This window comes from Euzebya pacifica (assembly GCF_003344865.1).
Classification (GTDB): Bacteria; Actinomycetota; Nitriliruptoria; order Euzebyales; family Euzebyaceae; genus Euzebya; species Euzebya pacifica.
This window is the reverse complement of sequence record NZ_CP031165.1, coordinates 108,581-125,475: the sequence shown is the minus strand read 5'-3', so window position 1 is coordinate 125,475 and position 16,895 is coordinate 108,581. Positions and strand designations below refer to the sequence as shown.

The following is a 16,895-nucleotide window of genomic DNA, read 5'->3' as shown; positions in this document are numbered from 1 at the left end:
ACCCGGTCCGACCCTGACCCCTCGGCCACGCGTGTCGGATTCGGGGCCGCCCGCCGTAAACACCCGACACGCGGCGTGGCCCAGGTCGCCCGGCCCCCACGTCCGCTCGAAGCCAGCCTCTACCGGCGGCCCAGCCAGTCCAGGGCCGACCGGGCGGCGTGGAAGCCGCACATGCCGTGGGCGCCGGCGCCGGGCGGGGTGGCCGCCGAGCACAGGTACACCCCGGGGATGCCGGTGGCGTAGGGGTCCAGCGCCACCCGCGGTCGGAAGACGAGCTGCCACGGCGTGTTGGCCCCCGTGACGATGTCCCCACCGACGTAGTTGGGGTTGTGCACCGACATGTCCGTGGTCGACCGCACGTGTGTCGCGACGATGCGGTCCCGGAAGCCGGGGGCGAACCGTTCGACCTGTCCCGTGATCGCCTCGGTGGCGTCGCCGGTCCAGCCGTGCGGGGTGTGGGCGTAGGCGTAGATGGGGTGCACGTCGCCGTTGGCCCGCCCGGGGTCGGCGAGGGACTGCTGGCCGAGCAGGACGAACGGGCGCTCGGGCATCCTCCCCCGGTGCACCGCCTGCTCGGCCGCCGCCGTCTCCTCGAAGTCGCCGATGACATGCACGGTGCCGGCCCGTCGGGTGGGTTCGTGGCTCCACGGCACCCCACCCACGACGGCGTACTCGACCTTGAACGCCCCCGGTCCGTGGCGGTAGCGCCGGTACGCCCTGGCCACCCGCGCCGGCAGTCGCTTGCCGGCCATGCGCACGACCGCGCCCGGCGCCACGTCCAGCACCGTCAGGTCCGGGGTACCCAGCTCGTCCAGCGACTCGACGCGGACACCGGTCTCGATGGTCCCACCGTGCGCCTCGATGACCGAGCGCATCGCCGTGGCGATCGCCTGGGACCCGCCCTCGGCCACCGGCCAGCCGTACCGATGTGCCGCCGTCGCCAGCGCCGCGCCGATGGCCGCCGACAGCGGCTGGCCGAACGGGCGCATCGCGTGCGCGCCGGCACCGGCCCACAACGCCCGGGCCTCCGGGGTCGACATCCGCGAGGCCAACAGCTGCACCGACGGGGCGGCCCGCAGCCCGAACCGCGCCAGGGCGAACGGGTTGGACGGGACGTGCAGCATCGGCTGGAGGAAGTCCTCGGCGATCCGGTCGAAGCGGTCGACCAACGGCCCGAACAGCCGTCGCCACGCCTGCCCGTCGACGCCGAGCCCGTCGGCCGTGTCGTCCACCGAGCGGAACGCCGCGGCCCCCCTTCCCCCGTCCAGCGGATGGCTGTACTGCACCTCGGGCCACCGCCAGGTCAGGCCATGGGCGGCCAGGTCCACCGAGCGGCTGAACGCGGTGTCCACGGCCAGGGGGTGGAAGCCGCTGCACTCGTCGTGCAGCAGCCCGGGCACGGTCAGCTCGCTGCTGCGCACCCCGCCGCCGATCGTGTCGGCGGCCTCCAGCACCCGGACCGTCACGCCAGCGGTCGCCAGCGTGACGGCGGCAGCGAGGCCGTTCGGCCCGCTGCCCACCACCACTGCGTCGGTCATCGGCTGCGCACCTGGAGGGTCATGCCCCCACCGTCGCACGAACCGACGGGTGCGCCCACTCGCCGATCGGCACGTAGCCCTCGCGCCGCCAGGTGACGGTGTGGGGGATCGGGCCGTTGGGCAGCCAGGGCTGCTCGTTGACGGCGTCGGCCGGGTGGTAGTGCCCCCGCTCGACGACGCCGAGCGCGGCGTCGATGACCTTGTACTCCAGTCGCTTGCGGTGGATGGGCTGGGACTCGATCCACACGATGACGCACTCGCCCGGCTCGAAGTTGCAGCGCTTCTGGACCGCGGTGATCGTCTGCTCGTTGTGCAGGTGGGCATCGCCGAACTGCCAGCCGACGAGGGTCGTGCAGGTGAACTCGGCCTCGCGGATGCGGTAGTTCTCGAGCCGGTCGAGGTGACGCATCATCAGCGAGATCAACGCCCGACCCTGGCTGTGCATCGTCCGCCAGGCGACTGCCTTCTGCATGAAGATCTCCGCGACCTCCTTGCCGAAGGCCGCCGCCAGCTGGTCGATCTGGTTGGCGTTGTACTTGACCAGGTGCTGGTTGAGCTTGTCCTCGGCCGCGTCGCCACGGAACGCCCAGGTGGCCGACGCCCAGTTCCCGGCGTACTGCCGCATGGAGGGCAGGAAGCTGACCAGGTCGGGCCGGAGGTTGCCCAGGATCGGCATGGTCAGGAACGCCACGGCGAAGGCCAGCAGGACCAGCGGCGAGCTGACGTCGCCGAGGCCCCATCCCTCACCTGCAGGGAACCCGCCGAACAGCCACGCCACCGCGAACATGAAGAACACGTTCCACTCCAGCGGCACGGCCAGCGGGAAGGTGGAGGTGATGAAGACGTGGAAGAGGATCATCCCGCCGATTGCCAGCCAGGTGAGCGTGGTGTTGGTCGAGAACAGCAGCACCACCGGCAGGCACAGCTCGACGACGGTGCCGCCGATGTGGGCGAACGCCCAGCTCAGCCGCGAGGGCCGCAGGTCGTTGGGGAAATCTCGGTAGAGCTTCCGCTTGAACGCCGTCGAGGTGATCCAGGGCGTGTTGCTCACCATCGGCGGGACCACGGACGTGAAGTGATGGCCGAACTTCGACACGCCGGCGCCCATCCAGATGCTGACCATCGCGACCTTGGCGGCGAGGATCATGTCGACGGGGGTCGACAGGACGGCGAAGAAGAACAGGATGGCGACGTACTGCTCGGACCGGGCGGCCAGGAACACCACGCGGTCGCGCAGGCCCATGATGCCGATGAGGACCACGTAGGCCAGCAGGCCCATCGGGTGGATCAGGCCAGCGTCGGTTCCGGGGAAGGCGTTGTCCTGGGTGCCGGGCGCCAGCAGCAACCCGACGAGCAGCACCAGGATGGTGCCGTAGATGGTGACGTCGGCGAGGGTGCGGTGGTCACCCGCGGTGAGGGGCACCTTGCTCGGCCACGGCGGCAGCCGCAGGGTGTTGCGCCTGGTCCAGTAGCGCCAGCCACCCGTGAAGGGGGCGAACTTGAACGCCAGCGGACCCGACGAGGAGGCGTACCCCGTGATCTCGAACAGCAGGGTCCAGACGATGAACTTCTCGTAGACGATCGGCTCGCCCCACCAGTCGCCGAGGTCGGCCAACGACAGGCCGGGAGTGCTGACCCCCACGACCACGACACCTGCGATCACGTAGAACAGCAGCTTGTACACGTACAGCATGTGCATCTGCTTGGGGCCGCCGAAGCCGTACTCGACCCAGTGCGTGGCAAGCATGCGCATGCGGTCCATGAACGGCATCGAGTCGTACTCCGCCGGATCCACCGGCGGCATGTCTGCGGTCTTGAAACCCATGTCCTTCTCCTTGGCTGGCAGGTGTGCGGGCAGGCCGGCGCAGGGCCCACGACGACGTCCCCCGAGCGGTGGCTCGTGGTCGGACGTCGACGGTCGCCGACGGTGGTGGGCGCTGGTCCGCTAGGTCGGCTGCGGTTGCAGCGACCGACGAAGGCCCGGCTTGTCGATCTTGCCGACGGGGTTGCGCGGCAGTTCCTCGACGAGGTTGATGGCCACCGGCACCTTGACCCTGGTCAGGTGCAGGCGGCAGTGGTCCAGGAGGGTCTCCTCGTCGACATCCGAGCCGGGGTACCGGGACACGAACGCGACGGGGACCTCACCGAACAACGGGTCGTGCTGGCCGACGACGGCGGCCTCGAGCACGCCGTCGACGGTGGTCAGGACCGACTCGATCTCCTTGGGGTACAGGTTCTCGCCTCCGCGGATGATCATGTCCTTCACGCGATCGACGATGCGGAGGTAGCCGTCGTCGTCGAGCACGCCGACGTCCCCGGTGCGCAGCCAGCCGTCGACGATGGTCTCTGCGGTGGCCTCGGGACGCCCGAGGTAGCCCCGCATGACGGTCGGGCCGGCGATCAGGACCTCGCCGCGCTGGCCGTTGGGGACGGGGTGCCCGTCCTCGTCGACGACACGGATCTGCTGACCGGGAAGGGCGGGCCCGACGGTCCCCAGCTTGCGGACGCCGTCGACGGGGTTGCAGGCGGAGGCACAGGTGCCTTCGGTCAGCCCGTACCCCTCGACCATCTCGAAGCCGTAGCGCTCGTTGCTGGCGACCAGCAGCTCCTCGGACACCGGTGCAGCACCGCAGACGACGAAGCGCAGCGACGAGGTGTCCGGCTTCACCTCCTCGGGCAGGGCCACCAGCATCGCGTAGATCGTCGGCACGGCGGAGAAGTAGGTGGGCCGCAACCGCTCGACGTCATCGAAGAACCGGCTGGCGGAGAACTGGCCGACGACGGACACCTGCCCGCCGGCACGCCAGACCGACAGCACGCTGACCATGATGGCGTTCACGTGGAACAGCGGAAGGACCAGCATGCAGTGGTCCTCCGATGTCAGGCCGAAGTGACGGACCATCTGGCTGGTCATCGCCTCAGCGTTGTCGTGGTCCAGCATCACGCCCTTGGGCCGCCCGGTGGACCCGCTCGTGTAGATGAGGAGGGCCAGGTCGCTGCCGTCGAGGTCGGCGGGTTCCGGCCCGACGGGTGGCCGGTCGCCGGACGGGCGCGCGAGGTCGTCGACGCCGGTGGCCATGCGACCTCCACGAGGGCTCTCGTCCAGGCCTTCGTTGACCACGATCAGCGCGTCGGCGTCCTCGATCTGGTACCTGGCCTCGTGCTCGGTGAACACCGGGTTGACGGGTGTGGCTACGGCGCCGAGGCGCCAGGCCGCCAGCATCACCACCAGGAGCTCGACGCGGTTGGGCAGCACGATGGCCACCACGTCACCCCGCCCCAGGCCCGACCCGGCCAGCTGTCCCGCTACCGCTCGGGTCCAGTCGTCGAGCTGCCGATAGGTCAGCTCCGTGCGGTCATCACGCACGGCGACGGCTGCTCGGCGGTCGGCAGGGCAACGCCAAGGGAGGTAGTCCAGGCTCATGTCGGCTCCGCGTCGAGCGCTGCGGCTCGGTTGATGTCGGGGAGGTGAACGTAGGCCCGAGGTCACCGACGGCAACACGGTCCGGCAGGACGAATATCCGTTGCCTTGTTGTGCACGCTGCACAACCGCAGATGACCGTGGTCAGCGGGTGTGTCCTCCGCCGACCAGGACCACCGACCCCAGCAGGTGCCAGGCATGCAACGCGAGCTCGAGGTCCAGCCGGCCGTCCTCGAGCGGTCGGCCACGCATCGCCTCGACCTGCTGGATCCGGTACTTGACGGTGTTGCGATGCAGCAGCAGCACCTCGCCGGTCCGCACGTAGCTGCCGCCGTTCCGGAGGTGCACCCGGACGGTCTCGCGCAATCGCTCGGCGCCCTCGGTGTCCTCCGCCAACGGTCCGAGCACCTCGCGGACCCAGCGTCGCGTCCCGCCGAGGTCGTGGGCGAGCCGAGCAACCGTGGTCATGCCGTCCTCGGCCCAGCCGACGGCTCGCGTCACCGACGTGCTTGCCACCGTCGGGACGACCTTGACCACCTCGGCCTGCTCGAGGCTGCGGCGGAAGCCATCCGGTCCGTCGAGCGGGGTGCCGAGCGCCACCCTGACGTCGGCGTCGACGTCGAGCCGCCGACGCAGGTCGGCCATGTCGACGGGGTCGGACCGCTGCCCCAGACCGATCCAGATCCGCACCGCGTTGCGGTCGACCGGCACCAGCAGCGGCGCGCCGTGGCTGTCGAGCAGCCCGGCCAGCCGGTGCCCGACCTCCGTCAGGTCGGCGGTCCGGTCGGTGCCCTGGTTGGCCCCTGCCAGCCAGGCGACTGCAGCGATGTGGACCTGCGACAGGCGGTAGCCGGTGCGGTTCAGGAAGTCGGCAGGGGGGACCGGTCGGCCGTCGAGGACCCGCTGGACGAGCCCGGAGACGACGCTCGCGCGGCGCTGGAGGACGTGGCGCCGTTCCTCCTCGTGGACCTCGAGCACGACTGCGGTGATCCAGTCGACGTACTGGTGCATCCACCCGGCGAGGTGGTGGAGGAGCCGCAGCTTGACGTCGGCTTCGGCGTCGAGCTGCTGGATCTCCTCGAACATGTGGTTGAGCAGGTCGTCAGAGCCGATGTGGTACGCCCGGCGGAGGGCGGCGGACGGCACCCCCTGCTGGGCGGTTCGCCGGGCGTAGTCGGTGGCCGCCGTGATCGGCTGGGCGTGCTCCAGCGGGATGCCCTGGCGCAGCAGGTGGAGGATGGTGACGACGTTGCCCTCGACGCTTGCGTGCATCGAGTCGAGGATCTCGGGGTCGTCGAGCACGTCGATGGCGTCCTCGATGGCAAGGTTCATCGTGTCGTTGATCTCGGGGAACCGGGCCTGCAGCCGGTCCCCGACCACCCCGACCAACCGCAGGATCTCCTCCGCCCCGGGTTCGTCCTCGCGCACCAGCCGGCCCTGCAGCGGACGGCTCGTCATGGCGCCGCGCTGGCAGGGAGAAGCGGGTGTCGGCTCACGGCGCGGCAGCCTACCGGCGTCCGCCCCCGCGTCGGTCGGGCCCTCGCGTCGTAGGGTCCGCCGCATGACGAACACCGACCGGTTGCCCACGACGACCCTCGGCCGCGGCGGCCCCACGATCGGCCGAATCGGGCTCGGCCTGGCGGCGCTGGGACGCCCTGGCTACATCAACGTGGGTCACGCCGACGACGTCGGCGAGGACCGCTCCGTGGAGGGCATGCGCCGCAGGGCACACCGCGTCCTCGACCTCGCCGTCGCGCTGGGCATCACCTACGTCGATGCGGCCCGCTCGTACGGGCGCGCCGAGGCGTTCCTGTCGGACTGGTCGCCGTCGGCGCCCGTGACGATCGGGTCGAAGTGGGGCTACACCTACACCGCCGACTGGCAGGTCGAGGCCGACGTGCACGAAGTGAAGGACCACTCGCTGGCGACGTTCGAGCGGCAGCGGGCCGAGACCGACGCGCTGCTGGGCGATCGGTTGGGCCTGTACCAGGTGCACTCCGCGACGCTGGACTCGGGGATCCTCGAGGACGAGGCGGTGCTCGACGCCCTGCGAGCCGAACCGGTCACGGTCGGCCTGTCGGTCTCCGGTCCCGGTCAGGCCGACACGATCCGCCGGGCCCTGGCGATCCCCGGCAGCCCCTTCCGCTGTGTGCAGGCAACGTGGAACGTCCTCGAGCCCTCCGCCGGCCCAGCCCTGGCGGAGGCCCACGACGCCGGGTGGGGAGTGATCGTCAAGGAGGCGCTGGCCAACGGTCGGCTGACCGCCCGCGGCGACCACGCGCTCAGGGGACCGGCGTCGAGCGATGCGCTGGCGATCGCCGCCGTCCTGGCCCAGCCGTTCGTCGACGTGGTGCTGTCCGGGGCGGCCACGGAGGCCCACCTGCGATCCAACGTCGGCGCGGTCGAGGTGGACCCCGACGACCTGCCGACCGTCACCCCGGAGGACCCGGCGGCCTACTGGAACCGTCGGTCGGCCCTGGACTGGACCTGACCTGCCCGAGTCAGCTGTCCGGGGTGACGACCTCGACGGTGCCGACGGTGATCCGGCGACCCTCGTCGTCGCGGAAGCGGAAGGTTCCCTCGACGATCACCTGCCGTCCCACATGGTCCTCCACGGCGTCGGCGGGCTGGATCTCGACCCGGTTCGGGACGTCGTCCTCGATCCAGTAGTGCAGGGGCTGCTCGGCCATCCTCACGATGCCGCGGGTGCGGACGTCACGCCCGTCCCATGCATCCTGCTCGTCGGCCAGCCGCTCGAGGCGGACCTCCTGCACCCCGCCACCGATCCCGCACCCGCCGAGGAGCACACCGACCAGCGACACGACGACAACGGTGCGGGGCCACGAGATCACACGGACCAGTGTGCCTGCCTCGAGTGTCAGGCCACGCCGGAGGTGCGCAGCTCCCGTCCCTCGGCCACCTCGATCTCCACCCGGTCACGACCCTGCGCCTTGGCTTGGTACAGGGCGTCGTCGGCCCGACGAAGCAACGTCCATGCGGTGTCGTCGTCGAGGTGGACCGCGACACCGAAGCTCGCGGTGATCCGTCCCACCGCTGGGGCGGTCGTGGCCGACAGGGCCACGCGACAGGCCTCGGCGAGCACGACTGCTTCGTCCTTGGTCGTCGCCGGGGCGATCACGAGGAACTCCTCACCGCCCCAACGACCGACGAGGTCTCCCGGACGCGCAACATCGACGAGCGTGCGGGCGACCCGGCGCAGCACCGCATCGCCCGTCTCGTGCCCGTGGCGGTCGTTGACCCGCTTGAAGTGGTCGAGGTCGATCAGGACGACGGCGAGGTTGGTGTCGGCCGCCGCGGCGCCCACCCACTCCTCCAGCACCTGGTGCAGCTGCCGGCGGTTGGCGATGCCGGTCAGGGCGTCGGTGTTGGCCAGCTCCTCCATCGCCTCGGCGGTCAGTCGCGCCTCTGCCGCCTGCGACTTCACCTGGGCGATGACGTGCAGCAGGCCGACCGCCGCCAGCAGGAAGATCATCTGGCTGAGGTAGTCCGTCGCTTCGCCGCCCAGCCGTCCCGACAGCGCCTCGGGCACCAAGCGGATCCCGACGATCCCGATGTAGGCCCCGACGATCGCCAGCGACACCTGGAGCGCGCGAGCGGTGTCGAAGGTGACGTAGGCCAGCATCGGCATGAGGTTGACCGTCAGCAGGGCCGAGAGCGTCAGCTGTTCGTCGACGCTGGCGAGGTCGGGTGCGGTGACCACCCCGACCCCGAGGCCGCCGAGGTAGGTCACGACGATGCCCGCCAGCACGACACGTTCCGCGGTCCGCACCCCCATGCTGCCGCGCAGCAGCCCGACGACGACCACGACCTGCGAGGCCGCGCTCAAGGGATAGGCAAGGGCCAGGAAGGGGTCGTCGGCGCGGTGGGTCCACCACACGGTCAGGAGGATCGGGATTCCCACGATGAGGCACGCGAGATAGATGCGTCGACGGAGTCCGTCGCGCCGGTCGACACTGTCCGCGCCTGCGTGCGCCATCACCGAGTCCCGGTTCAGAGGAGTTGCCCTTCTGTACCGGATCGGCAGGCCCCACCCGGTGATGAGGACTTCGCCAGGGAAGTCGCACGGACAGCTCGGTGACGTTGTGCGGTGGTGCCCGACAGGACCGTGGTTAGAGTCCCTCCACCATCGTCGACCCGCGACCGGCCACCCCCATGAACGAGACCGACCTCACGCACCTTCGCCGCTGCATCGAGCTGGCGGCAGCGGCTGTGGACGCCGGCGACCAGCCGTACGGGTCCGTGCTGGTCTCTGCCGATGGCGCGGTCCTTGCCGAGCGTCGCAACGAGGTGGTGACCACGGGTGATGTCACCGCCCACCCGGAGCTCGCGCTCGCGTCGTGGGCATCGCGCCACCTCGACCCCGACGAACGCGCAGGGGCGACGATGTACACGAGCGGGGAGCACTGTGCGATGTGCGCCACCGCCCACGTGAAGGCCGGGATCGGTCGCCTCGTCTACGTGCTCTCCGCCCCGATGATCGCCGAGCTGGACTCCGGCGACGGACCGACCGTCGGCCTCCGGGTTCACGACGTCGTTGCCGCCTCCAACGTGGAGGTCGTCGTCGAGGGGCCGTGCCCGGAGCTGGCCGGCGAGGCGACCGCCGTTTTCGGGACCTGCTGAGACGACGACAGGGTCACCCCACGTCGGCCCCTCCCCCGCCGGGCCAGTGACCGGCCGTACGCTCGGCCCATGGGACGCTCCACGACCGGTGCCGACGCCCTGTCCGAGGCCGAGGTCCGGGCGCGGGTGGTCGACGACCTCGTCGAGACGTTCGGCGGGATGGACGAGCCGGTCCTGGTCGTCCACGAGCTGGGGCTCGGCCGGGGATCGGCACGAGCCGACCTGGTCGTCATCCACGCCGACGCGATCATCGGGGTGGAGATCAAGTCCGCCGCGGACACGCTGGCACGCCTGCCCACCCAGGCCGGGTGGTACGGCCGGGTGTGCGACCGCTGTGTCCTGGCCGGCGATGCCGGCCACGTTGCCGCGGCGGCGGAGCTGCTGCCGTCGTGGTGGGGGCTGACCGACGTCGATGCCGCCGGCGTCCACCAGGTCAGGCCGACGGGCCACAACCCCGATCAGGACCACCTGGCCCTCACCAACCTGCTGTGGATGCCCGAGCTCAAGACCGCGGTGGCCGAGGCCGGGCAGGCCGGCGGGACCGCCGGGATGGCACGTTCGGACCTGGCCAGCGTCGTCGCGGCCGCGGCCGGCCCCCGCACCGGCGCGATCGTGCGCGCGAGGCTGCTGGAACGGAAGTGGGTCGACGTCGCTGACGCCCGCGGTGCCGTCCGAGTCGTGCGCCAGCCCACCCCACCCAAGAAGGTCGCCCGTCGGGCGCGCGTCCGGGCCAAGTACGAACGGCGACTGCTCGAGGACCGGTGAACACGACCGGCCCGTGCGCAGGTCGTTGTGTGTCAGGCGTGTTCGTCCAGGCGGCGGAGCTGCTCGCGGAGCTTGTCGAGGCACCGTCCCCGCGCCGGCCCCAACCCTCCCCGTGACCGACCCAGGCGTTCGGCGATCTCGTCGTAGGACGGCCTGGCGGGGTCCAGGTACATCGCCTCGAGCAGGTCGCGGCACGGCCCGTCCAGCGCAAGCACCGCCTCCACGACCCAGTTGCGCTGGTTCCAGGCGTCGATGAAGTCGCCGATGGGGTCCAGCCGATCCGCCAGCTCGGCCACCTGCTGGTCCCGCGACCGCCGTTCGATCGTCCGCCAGGTCAAGCGCCTGGCCACGGTGGCGAGCCAGGCGCCGAGGCGGTCACCGTCCCGAACGGTGCCGAGGTTGGCGAGCAGCTCGGTGAACGTCGACTGCATGACGTCGGCCGCCTGTTCGCGGTCCAGGCCGTAGTTGAGGGGGATGGAGAACACCAGCCGCTCGTACCGGGCGAGCAACCGCTCCCATGCCGCCTGATCACCGGCCCGGCACCGGTCCAGCAGCGAGCCGCCCCCCACCCGGTCAGGTGTCGACCGGGTCCCCTCGGATCCCCGCGGATTGCTCACAGTCCGTGACCCTACGCTGAAGTCGCGTCACGTTGCAAGAAGTTATGTACCTGTTCGAACGCCCCGTCGCACTTCTCTCTCGAACTGCAACCTCGTGGACGGTGGGCCACCGCCGCCGCGGCACTTCCGAGAAGCACAGGACGTCCGATGTTCCACCCCCGCCCGCTCGAGCCGATCCCCCCGCAACCCGCCGAGTGGCCGACGATCTCGGTCGTCGTGCCCACGGTGAACGAAGCCGCCAACCTGCCGTACGTGCTGCCGCGGATCCCGAGCTGGGTGCACGAGGTCATCCTCGTCGACGGGGAGTCGACGGACGGCACGGTGGACGTCGCGAGGGTACTCCTCCCATCACTGCGAGTGATCGAGCAGCCGCGCAACGGCAAGGGACACGCGCTCATCGCCGGGATCTCCGCGTCGACCGGCGAGGTGGTCGTCACCCTCGACGCCGACGGATCCGCTGACCCCGCGGAGATCCCCGCGTTCGTGGGGGCGCTGCTGTCGGGTGCGGACTTCGCCAAGGGGTCGCGGTTCGTCCAGGGCGGCGGCACGACCGACATGGAGTGGTATCGCAGCACCGGCAACCATGGCCTGAAGCTCATCGCCCGCGCGCTCTTCGGGGTCCGCTTCAGCGACCTGTGCTACGGCTACAACGCCTTCTGGCGTGACCGCGTGCACCAGCTGGCGCTGGACTGCGACGGGTTCGAGATCGAAACGCTCATGGCCCTCCGCGCAGTCAAGGCGCGCCACCGCATCACCGAGGTGGCCTCGTTCGAGTCGCCCCGGGTGCACGGCCGCAGCAACCTGCGGACCTTCCGGGACGGGTTCCGGGTCCTGCGCACGATCGTGCGGGAGTGGCGGCTGGACCTGCCCGTCCCGTTGGCCACCGTGGCGGCCGAACCCGACCGGGTGATCGTGCTGGACGACGTGTCGCTGTCGGCGGCGTCGTGAGGTCGCCATCGGTCTCCGTCGTCGTCTGCGCCCACACGACCGAACGGATCGGGGTCCTCGGGCAGGCGCTGCGATCCCTGGCCGCCCAGACACAGCAGCCCGACCAGGTCGTGCTGGTCATCGACCACAACGACGCGCTGATGACCTACGCCCGGTTGGCATGGCCCACCATCGACATCGTGGCCGCCGACGATCCGGCTGGCCTGTCCTCGGCTCGCAACACCGGTGTGGCTGCCGCGCGCCACGAGATCGTGGCCTTCCTCGACGACGATGCCGAGGCCGATGCAACGTGGCTGGAACGGATCGGCGCGGCCTTCGACGACCCGACGGTGCAGGCCGTCGGCGGAACGGCAGAACCCCAGTGGCCGGGTGAACGACCCCGCTGGTTCCACCCGACCTTCGACTGGGTCGTGGGCTGCACCCACGAGGGTTCCCCGACCGCCCCGGCAAGGGTGCGCAACGTCATCGGTTGTTCCATGGCGTTCCGGGCCAGCACCCTGGCCGCGCTGGGCGGGTTCGACACCCGGGTGGGCAGGGGGGCTGGTGACGCCCTCGGGGCAGAGGAGACCGAGCTCTGCATCCGGCTCCGCCGCCTGCTCGGCAACGACTCGGTGCTGTTCGACCCGGCGATCCGCGTGCGCCATCACGTCGACGACGACCGAGCGCGGATGCGCTACTACCTGCGGCGCTGCCATGGTGAGGGACGCTCCAAGGCCCGCGTGTCGTCCACCCAGGGGTTCGACGACGCCCTCTCGAGCGAACGCGCGCACCTTCGGGCGACCATCCCTTCAGCGCTCGGACGGTGCCTGGGCACGCCCGACGGGTGGCGCACCGGTGGACCGGTGCAGGCTGCAGCCATCGTCGTCGGGGTGATCGCCGCCGCGGCTGGCTACGCCTCCGAGCACCAGCGCCCGGCCAGGCAGGACCGGCGGCCCACGCCCGAGGAGGCGATCGCATGACGTTCCGGCCGGTGCAGCTCGTCGACATCGACGTGGCAGAACCGCCCCGACGGATCGTCACCGGCTCCACCCCCGACGGCCGGCGCTACGAGCGGGTCCAGATGTTGCTGCGGGACCGCGGTCGTCCCGTCGGTGTGGCCGTCGTGGATGCGCCCGGCGGGGTCGTGGACCCCTCCGCGATGGACAGCGCGATCGCGCGGGCGGACCGGTCCCCGAGCCCCGCGAGGTCGTTCGCCGATCGGGGGCCGCTGGTCACCGTGCTGATCGCCACCCGTGATCGGCCGGCGTCCCTCCAACGATGCCTCGCGTCCCTGTCACGCCTGCACTACCGGCCCTTCAGCGTCCTCGTGGTCGACAACGCGGTCACGGGCGAGGAGACCCAGCGCGTCGTCCGCGCGGCATGCCACGACGGCCTCGACGTGACGTGGGTGCGTGAACCGCTGGCCGGCCTCTCCACCGCCCACAACGCCGGGCTGGGCCTGGTCGACACCCCGATCGTCGCCATCACCGACGACGACGTGGAGGTCGATCCCGACTGGCTGTCCGCCATCGTCGACACGTTCGCACGCAACCCCGATGCGGGAGCCGTCACGGGCTTGATCTATCCCGCACGGCTGGACACGGTGACCCAGGCCCGGGCCGAGGGCAACGGCCTCGGCAAGGGGTTCACCGAACGTCGCTTCGACCTGGACGACGACCGTCCCTCCGACCGGCTGTTCCCGCTGCTCGTGGGTGAATGCGGATCCGGTGCCAACATCGCCATCCGGCGCAGCGCCCTGCAGGAGCTCGGCGGCTTCGACCTGGCGCTCGGCGCGGGCAGCCCCAGCGCTGGCGGGGACGACCTCGCGGTGATGCACGACCTCCTGGTGCGCGGCATGGCCATCGTCTACCAACCGGCGGCCGTCGTTCGGCACCACCACCCCGACGACCCGAGGGCGCTGGCCCGCCAGGCCAAGGGCTACGGTCGCGGCCTGGGCGCGTACCTCGCCCGGTGTGCGCTGCAGGACCCCGACGGCGCGACGATCCTGCGACAGGCCATCCCGGCAGGCGTGCGACGGCTTGTCAGCCAGTCGGCGAGGGTTGCACCCGGGGCAGGTCGCCGACGGGGGCACGACATGGTGCACCTGGTCGGACTGCTGTCGGGCCCGTGGGCCTACATGGCCGGCCGACGCCGCGCCGAACGGATCCGGCCACATGTCGGCGTCGGGCTGACGGCGACGACGGAGGAGGACGCGTGAGCATCCCGATCCTGATGTTGCACAGCATCGCCCCGACCGGGCCCGAGGCGTTGTCGCGCTGGCAGATGACCCCCTGGCGGATGGCGGCCCACCTCCTCGCCCTGGCCGAGGAGGGCTACACGGCGGTGACGTTGCAGCGGGTCGTCGCGGCCCGCGACGGGGCGCCGCTGCCACGACGACCGTACGCGGTGACGGTCGACGACGGGTTCGCTGACTTCGCCTGCGAGGCGCTTCCCGTGCTCGAGCTGCTGGACGTCCCGAGCACGGTGCTGGTCACCACCGGCTACGTGGGGGGCCGGGCCGAGTGGCTGGCACCGCTGGGGGCAGGCGACGTGCCGATGATGTCGACGACCGACCTCGCCGCGCTGCCCGACCACGTGGAGGTGGGTGCCCACGGGCACACCCATGCCATGATGGACCTGCTGGACGGCGACCGAGCACGTGCCGAGCTGGCCACCGGTCGGGCGGTGCTGGAGGACGTGGTCGGCCGACCGGTCACAACGGTGGCCTACCCACACGGCTACTCGACGAGGGAAGTCAGGCGTGCCGCCGCGGACCTGGGGTACCGCACCGGACTCGGGGTGGGCGACCGGCTCCACGGCCACGCCGACGACCCGTTCGCCCTCGCCCGGGTCGAGGTCCGGGGGGACATGGAGCCCGACGACCTGCTTCGCCACCTGCATGCCTGCGGCACCCGGGATCCGCGTCTGGGGCGGGTGAAGCGCAGCGCCTGGCGAGTGATCAGGCGGGGCACCCTCGGCCGCCAGCAACGCCATCTGGCAGGTGTGGGATGAACGGGACGAGGCTGCGCGAGGTCCTGACCCCAGCACCGCCCGCCGAGTGGTCCGCCGTCGCCGCCGCCGACCCCAGGACCCTCGTGTCGCAGACGCCGGCGGCCACCCGGGCAGCCGCCCGGGCGTGGGGCGCCGCTGACGGGAGCCGCCTGTACGTGTTCCTCGACGGCACCCGTGCCGTCCTCCCGGGCGTCCGGATCGGGCTGGGTGGCGCTGCCCGCCTGGCATCGCAGCCGGCGGCCTGGGGGTTCGGGGGGTTGATCGCGGACCGGTCGCTCCGCGCGGGACACCTGGCCGCAGTCCTCGACGACCTGCGGCACCGGGGACCCGCACAGGTGCACCTGCGTCCCAACCCGCTGGATGCCTCGCTGTGGCAAGAGGCCGCGGACGGTCTGCCCGTCGTGCGTCCCGCCCGGGCCGGGGTCGTGGACCTGCGGGACGGGTGGGAGCGGGTCCGCGACGACGCGTTCAACAAGGGCACCCGGCGCCTGATCCGACGCGCCGAGAGGGAGGGCGTCGAGGTTCGCTGCTCGGCAACTGACGACGACCTGGATGCCTTCCTCCTGCTGCTCCGGACCTCCGTCACCCGCTGGGCGCGACGTGACGGCGAGGTCCCGGCGGTCGCGCACCTCCGCCGGAGCATCAGGGATCCCCGACGACGGCTGCAGCGGTTGCGTGACGCCATCGGCCCGTCCTTCCGGCTCTACCTCGCCTCGCTCGGCGACCGCACCGTCAGCGGTGCGCTCGTCCTGCAGGGCACCAACGCGCACTACACCCGTGGCGCCATGGACATCGACGCCGTGGGCAACAGCGGCGCCACCCACCTGCTGCAGGCCACCGCCATCGAGGCGGCCGCCCGTGCCGGCTGCGCGCACTACCACATGGGCGACAGCGCCGCGGGCAGCGGCCTGGAGGCGTTCAAGCGAGGGCTTGGCGCCGTGCCCGTGCCCTACGCGTCCTACCGGCTCGAGCGCCTGCCCCTGAGCCGATTGGAGGCCGTCGCACGTGGAACGGCCCGGACGCTCTTCGTGCGAACGCCCGGACCGACCGGCCCTGACGCGAAGGCGGGTGCCAGTGCCTGACGCCATCCGACGATGGTTCGAGCCCCGGCGCCTCGTGGTCGTGGTGGCCGCCCTGCTCGTCCTCGCGGTGGTCACCCAGGACGCCGCCCGTGGGGCGTGCGAGAGCCTTGAGTTCTACCGCCGGCGCGAACCCGGACAGTTCGCGACGGTGGACCGGTTCGACGGCGATCGGCTGGACGACGCGGCATGGACGCGCTGCTACTGGTGGGACGACGACGGCTGCACCAACCTCGGCAACGACGAGCTGCAGTGGTACCTGCCCGATCAGGTGCAGGTCGCGGACGGCATGGTCAGGCTGGTGGCCGACGACCGACCGCACACCACCGACGACGGCACCCGGTGGAGCCACCGCTCGGGGATGATCACCACCGGCCCGGCGGTCCACGACGGCGAACCGCGGTTGGCGTTCACCTACGGCGAGGTCGAGGTCCGCGCCCGGGTCCCCTCTGGGTCGGGACTCTGGCCGGCAATCTGGATGTTGCCGGCCACGGAGGAGTCCCGACCGGAGATCGACCTGATGGAGGTCCTCGGCGACTCCACCGACATCCTGCGCATGCACGTGCACTACGTCGACGGCGATGGCGAACGCCAGTCCCTCGGCCAGGACGTTGACGTCGACGACCTCTCCGAGGACTTCCACACCTACGGCGTGATCTGGGCGCCGGACCGGCTGGAGTTCCTGCTGGACGGCCGCACGGTCTGGGAGGTCACCGAGCCCGACGCCATCCCCGACGAGCCCATGTACCTCCTGATCAACCTGGCGGTCGGCGGCGAATGGGCCGGGCCGCCCGGCCCGGACACCACGTTCCCGGCGTCCTTCGACGTCGAGGACGTCGTGATCCGTCCCCGGTGCGGATCATGATGCAGGTGGAGGAAGCCAGGGCACCGGCGG

At 71.4% G+C, this 16,895-nt stretch carries 16 protein-coding genes; 9 read left to right on the top strand and 7 right to left on the bottom strand.

Annotation, left to right across the window (positions count from 1 at the left end; all coding sequences use genetic code 11):
• Positions 1-119: 119 nt before the first annotated feature.
• The 4 genes from DVS28_RS00560 to DVS28_RS00545 all read right to left on the bottom strand — a co-directional run bounded on the left by DVS28_RS00560 (position 120) and on the right by DVS28_RS00545 (position 6,417).
• Positions 120-1,538: a phytoene desaturase family protein gene (locus tag DVS28_RS00560; protein WP_114589718.1), complete on the bottom strand. Its 1,419-nt coding sequence runs from the start codon at positions 1,536-1,538 to the stop codon at positions 120-122.
• Between the two features lie 19 nt (positions 1,539-1,557).
• A complete protein-coding gene (locus DVS28_RS00555) occupies positions 1,558-3,363 on the bottom strand; it encodes a DUF3556 domain-containing protein (protein ID WP_114589717.1) in 1,806 nt (601 codons plus the stop codon).
• Positions 3,364-3,483: 120 nt separating this feature from the next.
• The gene (locus DVS28_RS00550) at positions 3,484-4,962 is read right to left on the bottom strand and encodes a class I adenylate-forming enzyme family protein (protein WP_114589716.1); all 1,479 of its coding nucleotides are present in this window, start codon (positions 4,960-4,962) and stop codon (positions 3,484-3,486) included.
• Positions 4,963-5,103: 141 nt separating this feature from the next.
• On the bottom strand, positions 5,104-6,417 hold the full coding sequence (locus DVS28_RS00545) for a PucR family transcriptional regulator (RefSeq protein WP_114589715.1): 1,314 nt from the start codon (positions 6,415-6,417) through the stop codon (positions 5,104-5,106).
• 103 nt (positions 6,418-6,520) lie between these two features.
• On the opposite strand from DVS28_RS00545, the gene DVS28_RS00540 reads away from it, so the two are divergent.
• A complete protein-coding gene (locus tag DVS28_RS00540) occupies positions 6,521-7,450 on the top strand; it encodes an aldo/keto reductase (protein WP_114589714.1) in 930 nt (309 codons plus the stop codon).
• Positions 7,451-7,460: 10 nt separating this feature from the next.
• Here DVS28_RS00540 and DVS28_RS00535 read toward each other — a convergent pair whose 3' ends face one another.
• Positions 7,461-7,811, bottom strand: coding sequence for a hypothetical protein (locus DVS28_RS00535; RefSeq protein ID WP_114589713.1), 351 nt, complete (start codon positions 7,809-7,811; stop codon positions 7,461-7,463).
• 26 nt (positions 7,812-7,837) lie between these two features.
• Entirely contained in the window at positions 7,838-8,881 is a 1,044-nt protein-coding gene (locus DVS28_RS00530; protein ID WP_114589712.1) for a GGDEF domain-containing protein, read from the bottom strand.
• Positions 8,882-9,132: 251 nt separating this feature from the next.
• Between DVS28_RS00530 and DVS28_RS00525 the strand changes: the two genes are divergently transcribed.
• Positions 9,133-9,600 carry a nucleoside deaminase gene (locus tag DVS28_RS00525; RefSeq protein ID WP_114589711.1) on the top strand — a complete coding sequence of 156 codons (468 nt, stop codon included), beginning with the start codon at positions 9,133-9,135 and terminating at the stop codon, positions 9,598-9,600.
• A gap of 69 nt (positions 9,601-9,669) precedes the next feature.
• Positions 9,670-10,365 carry a sce7726 family protein gene (locus tag DVS28_RS00520; protein WP_114589710.1) on the top strand — a complete coding sequence of 232 codons (696 nt, stop codon included), beginning with the start codon at positions 9,670-9,672 and terminating at the stop codon, positions 10,363-10,365.
• A 32-nt stretch (positions 10,366-10,397) separates the two neighbouring features.
• Here the strand turns inward: DVS28_RS00520 and DVS28_RS00515 are convergent, their stop codons facing one another.
• Positions 10,398-10,982, bottom strand: coding sequence for an RNA polymerase sigma factor (locus tag DVS28_RS00515; RefSeq protein WP_114589709.1), 585 nt, complete (start codon positions 10,980-10,982; stop codon positions 10,398-10,400).
• 147 nt (positions 10,983-11,129) lie between these two features.
• On the opposite strand from DVS28_RS00515, the gene DVS28_RS00510 reads away from it, so the two are divergent.
• The 6 genes from DVS28_RS00510 to DVS28_RS00485 are packed head-to-tail and all read left to right on the top strand — an operon-like array spanning position 11,130 to position 16,865.
• Entirely contained in the window at positions 11,130-11,930 is an 801-nt protein-coding gene (locus tag DVS28_RS00510) for a glycosyltransferase family 2 protein (protein WP_114589708.1), read from the top strand.
• The gene (locus tag DVS28_RS00505) at positions 11,927-12,889 is read left to right on the top strand and encodes a glycosyltransferase family 2 protein (RefSeq protein WP_164709739.1); all 963 of its coding nucleotides are present in this window, start codon (positions 11,927-11,929) and stop codon (positions 12,887-12,889) included. The genes DVS28_RS00510 and DVS28_RS00505 overlap by 4 nt, the downstream gene beginning before the upstream one ends.
• Entirely contained in the window at positions 12,886-14,127 is a 1,242-nt protein-coding gene (locus tag DVS28_RS00500) for a glycosyltransferase family 2 protein (RefSeq protein ID WP_114589706.1), read from the top strand. The genes DVS28_RS00505 and DVS28_RS00500 overlap by 4 nt, the downstream gene beginning before the upstream one ends.
• Positions 14,124-14,921 (top strand): polysaccharide deacetylase family protein, encoded by a 798-nt coding sequence (locus tag DVS28_RS00495; RefSeq protein WP_114589705.1) that lies wholly within the window; start codon positions 14,124-14,126, stop codon positions 14,919-14,921. The genes DVS28_RS00500 and DVS28_RS00495 overlap by 4 nt, the downstream gene beginning before the upstream one ends.
• Positions 14,918-16,003, top strand: coding sequence for a GNAT family N-acetyltransferase (locus DVS28_RS00490; RefSeq protein ID WP_114589704.1), 1,086 nt, complete (start codon positions 14,918-14,920; stop codon positions 16,001-16,003). Before DVS28_RS00495 ends, DVS28_RS00490 begins: the two co-directional genes overlap by 4 nt.
• Positions 15,996-16,865: a glycoside hydrolase family 16 protein gene (locus DVS28_RS00485; RefSeq protein ID WP_114589703.1), complete on the top strand. Its 870-nt coding sequence runs from the start codon at positions 15,996-15,998 to the stop codon at positions 16,863-16,865. The genes DVS28_RS00490 and DVS28_RS00485 overlap by 8 nt, the downstream gene beginning before the upstream one ends.
• Positions 16,866-16,895: the final 30 nt, after the last annotated feature.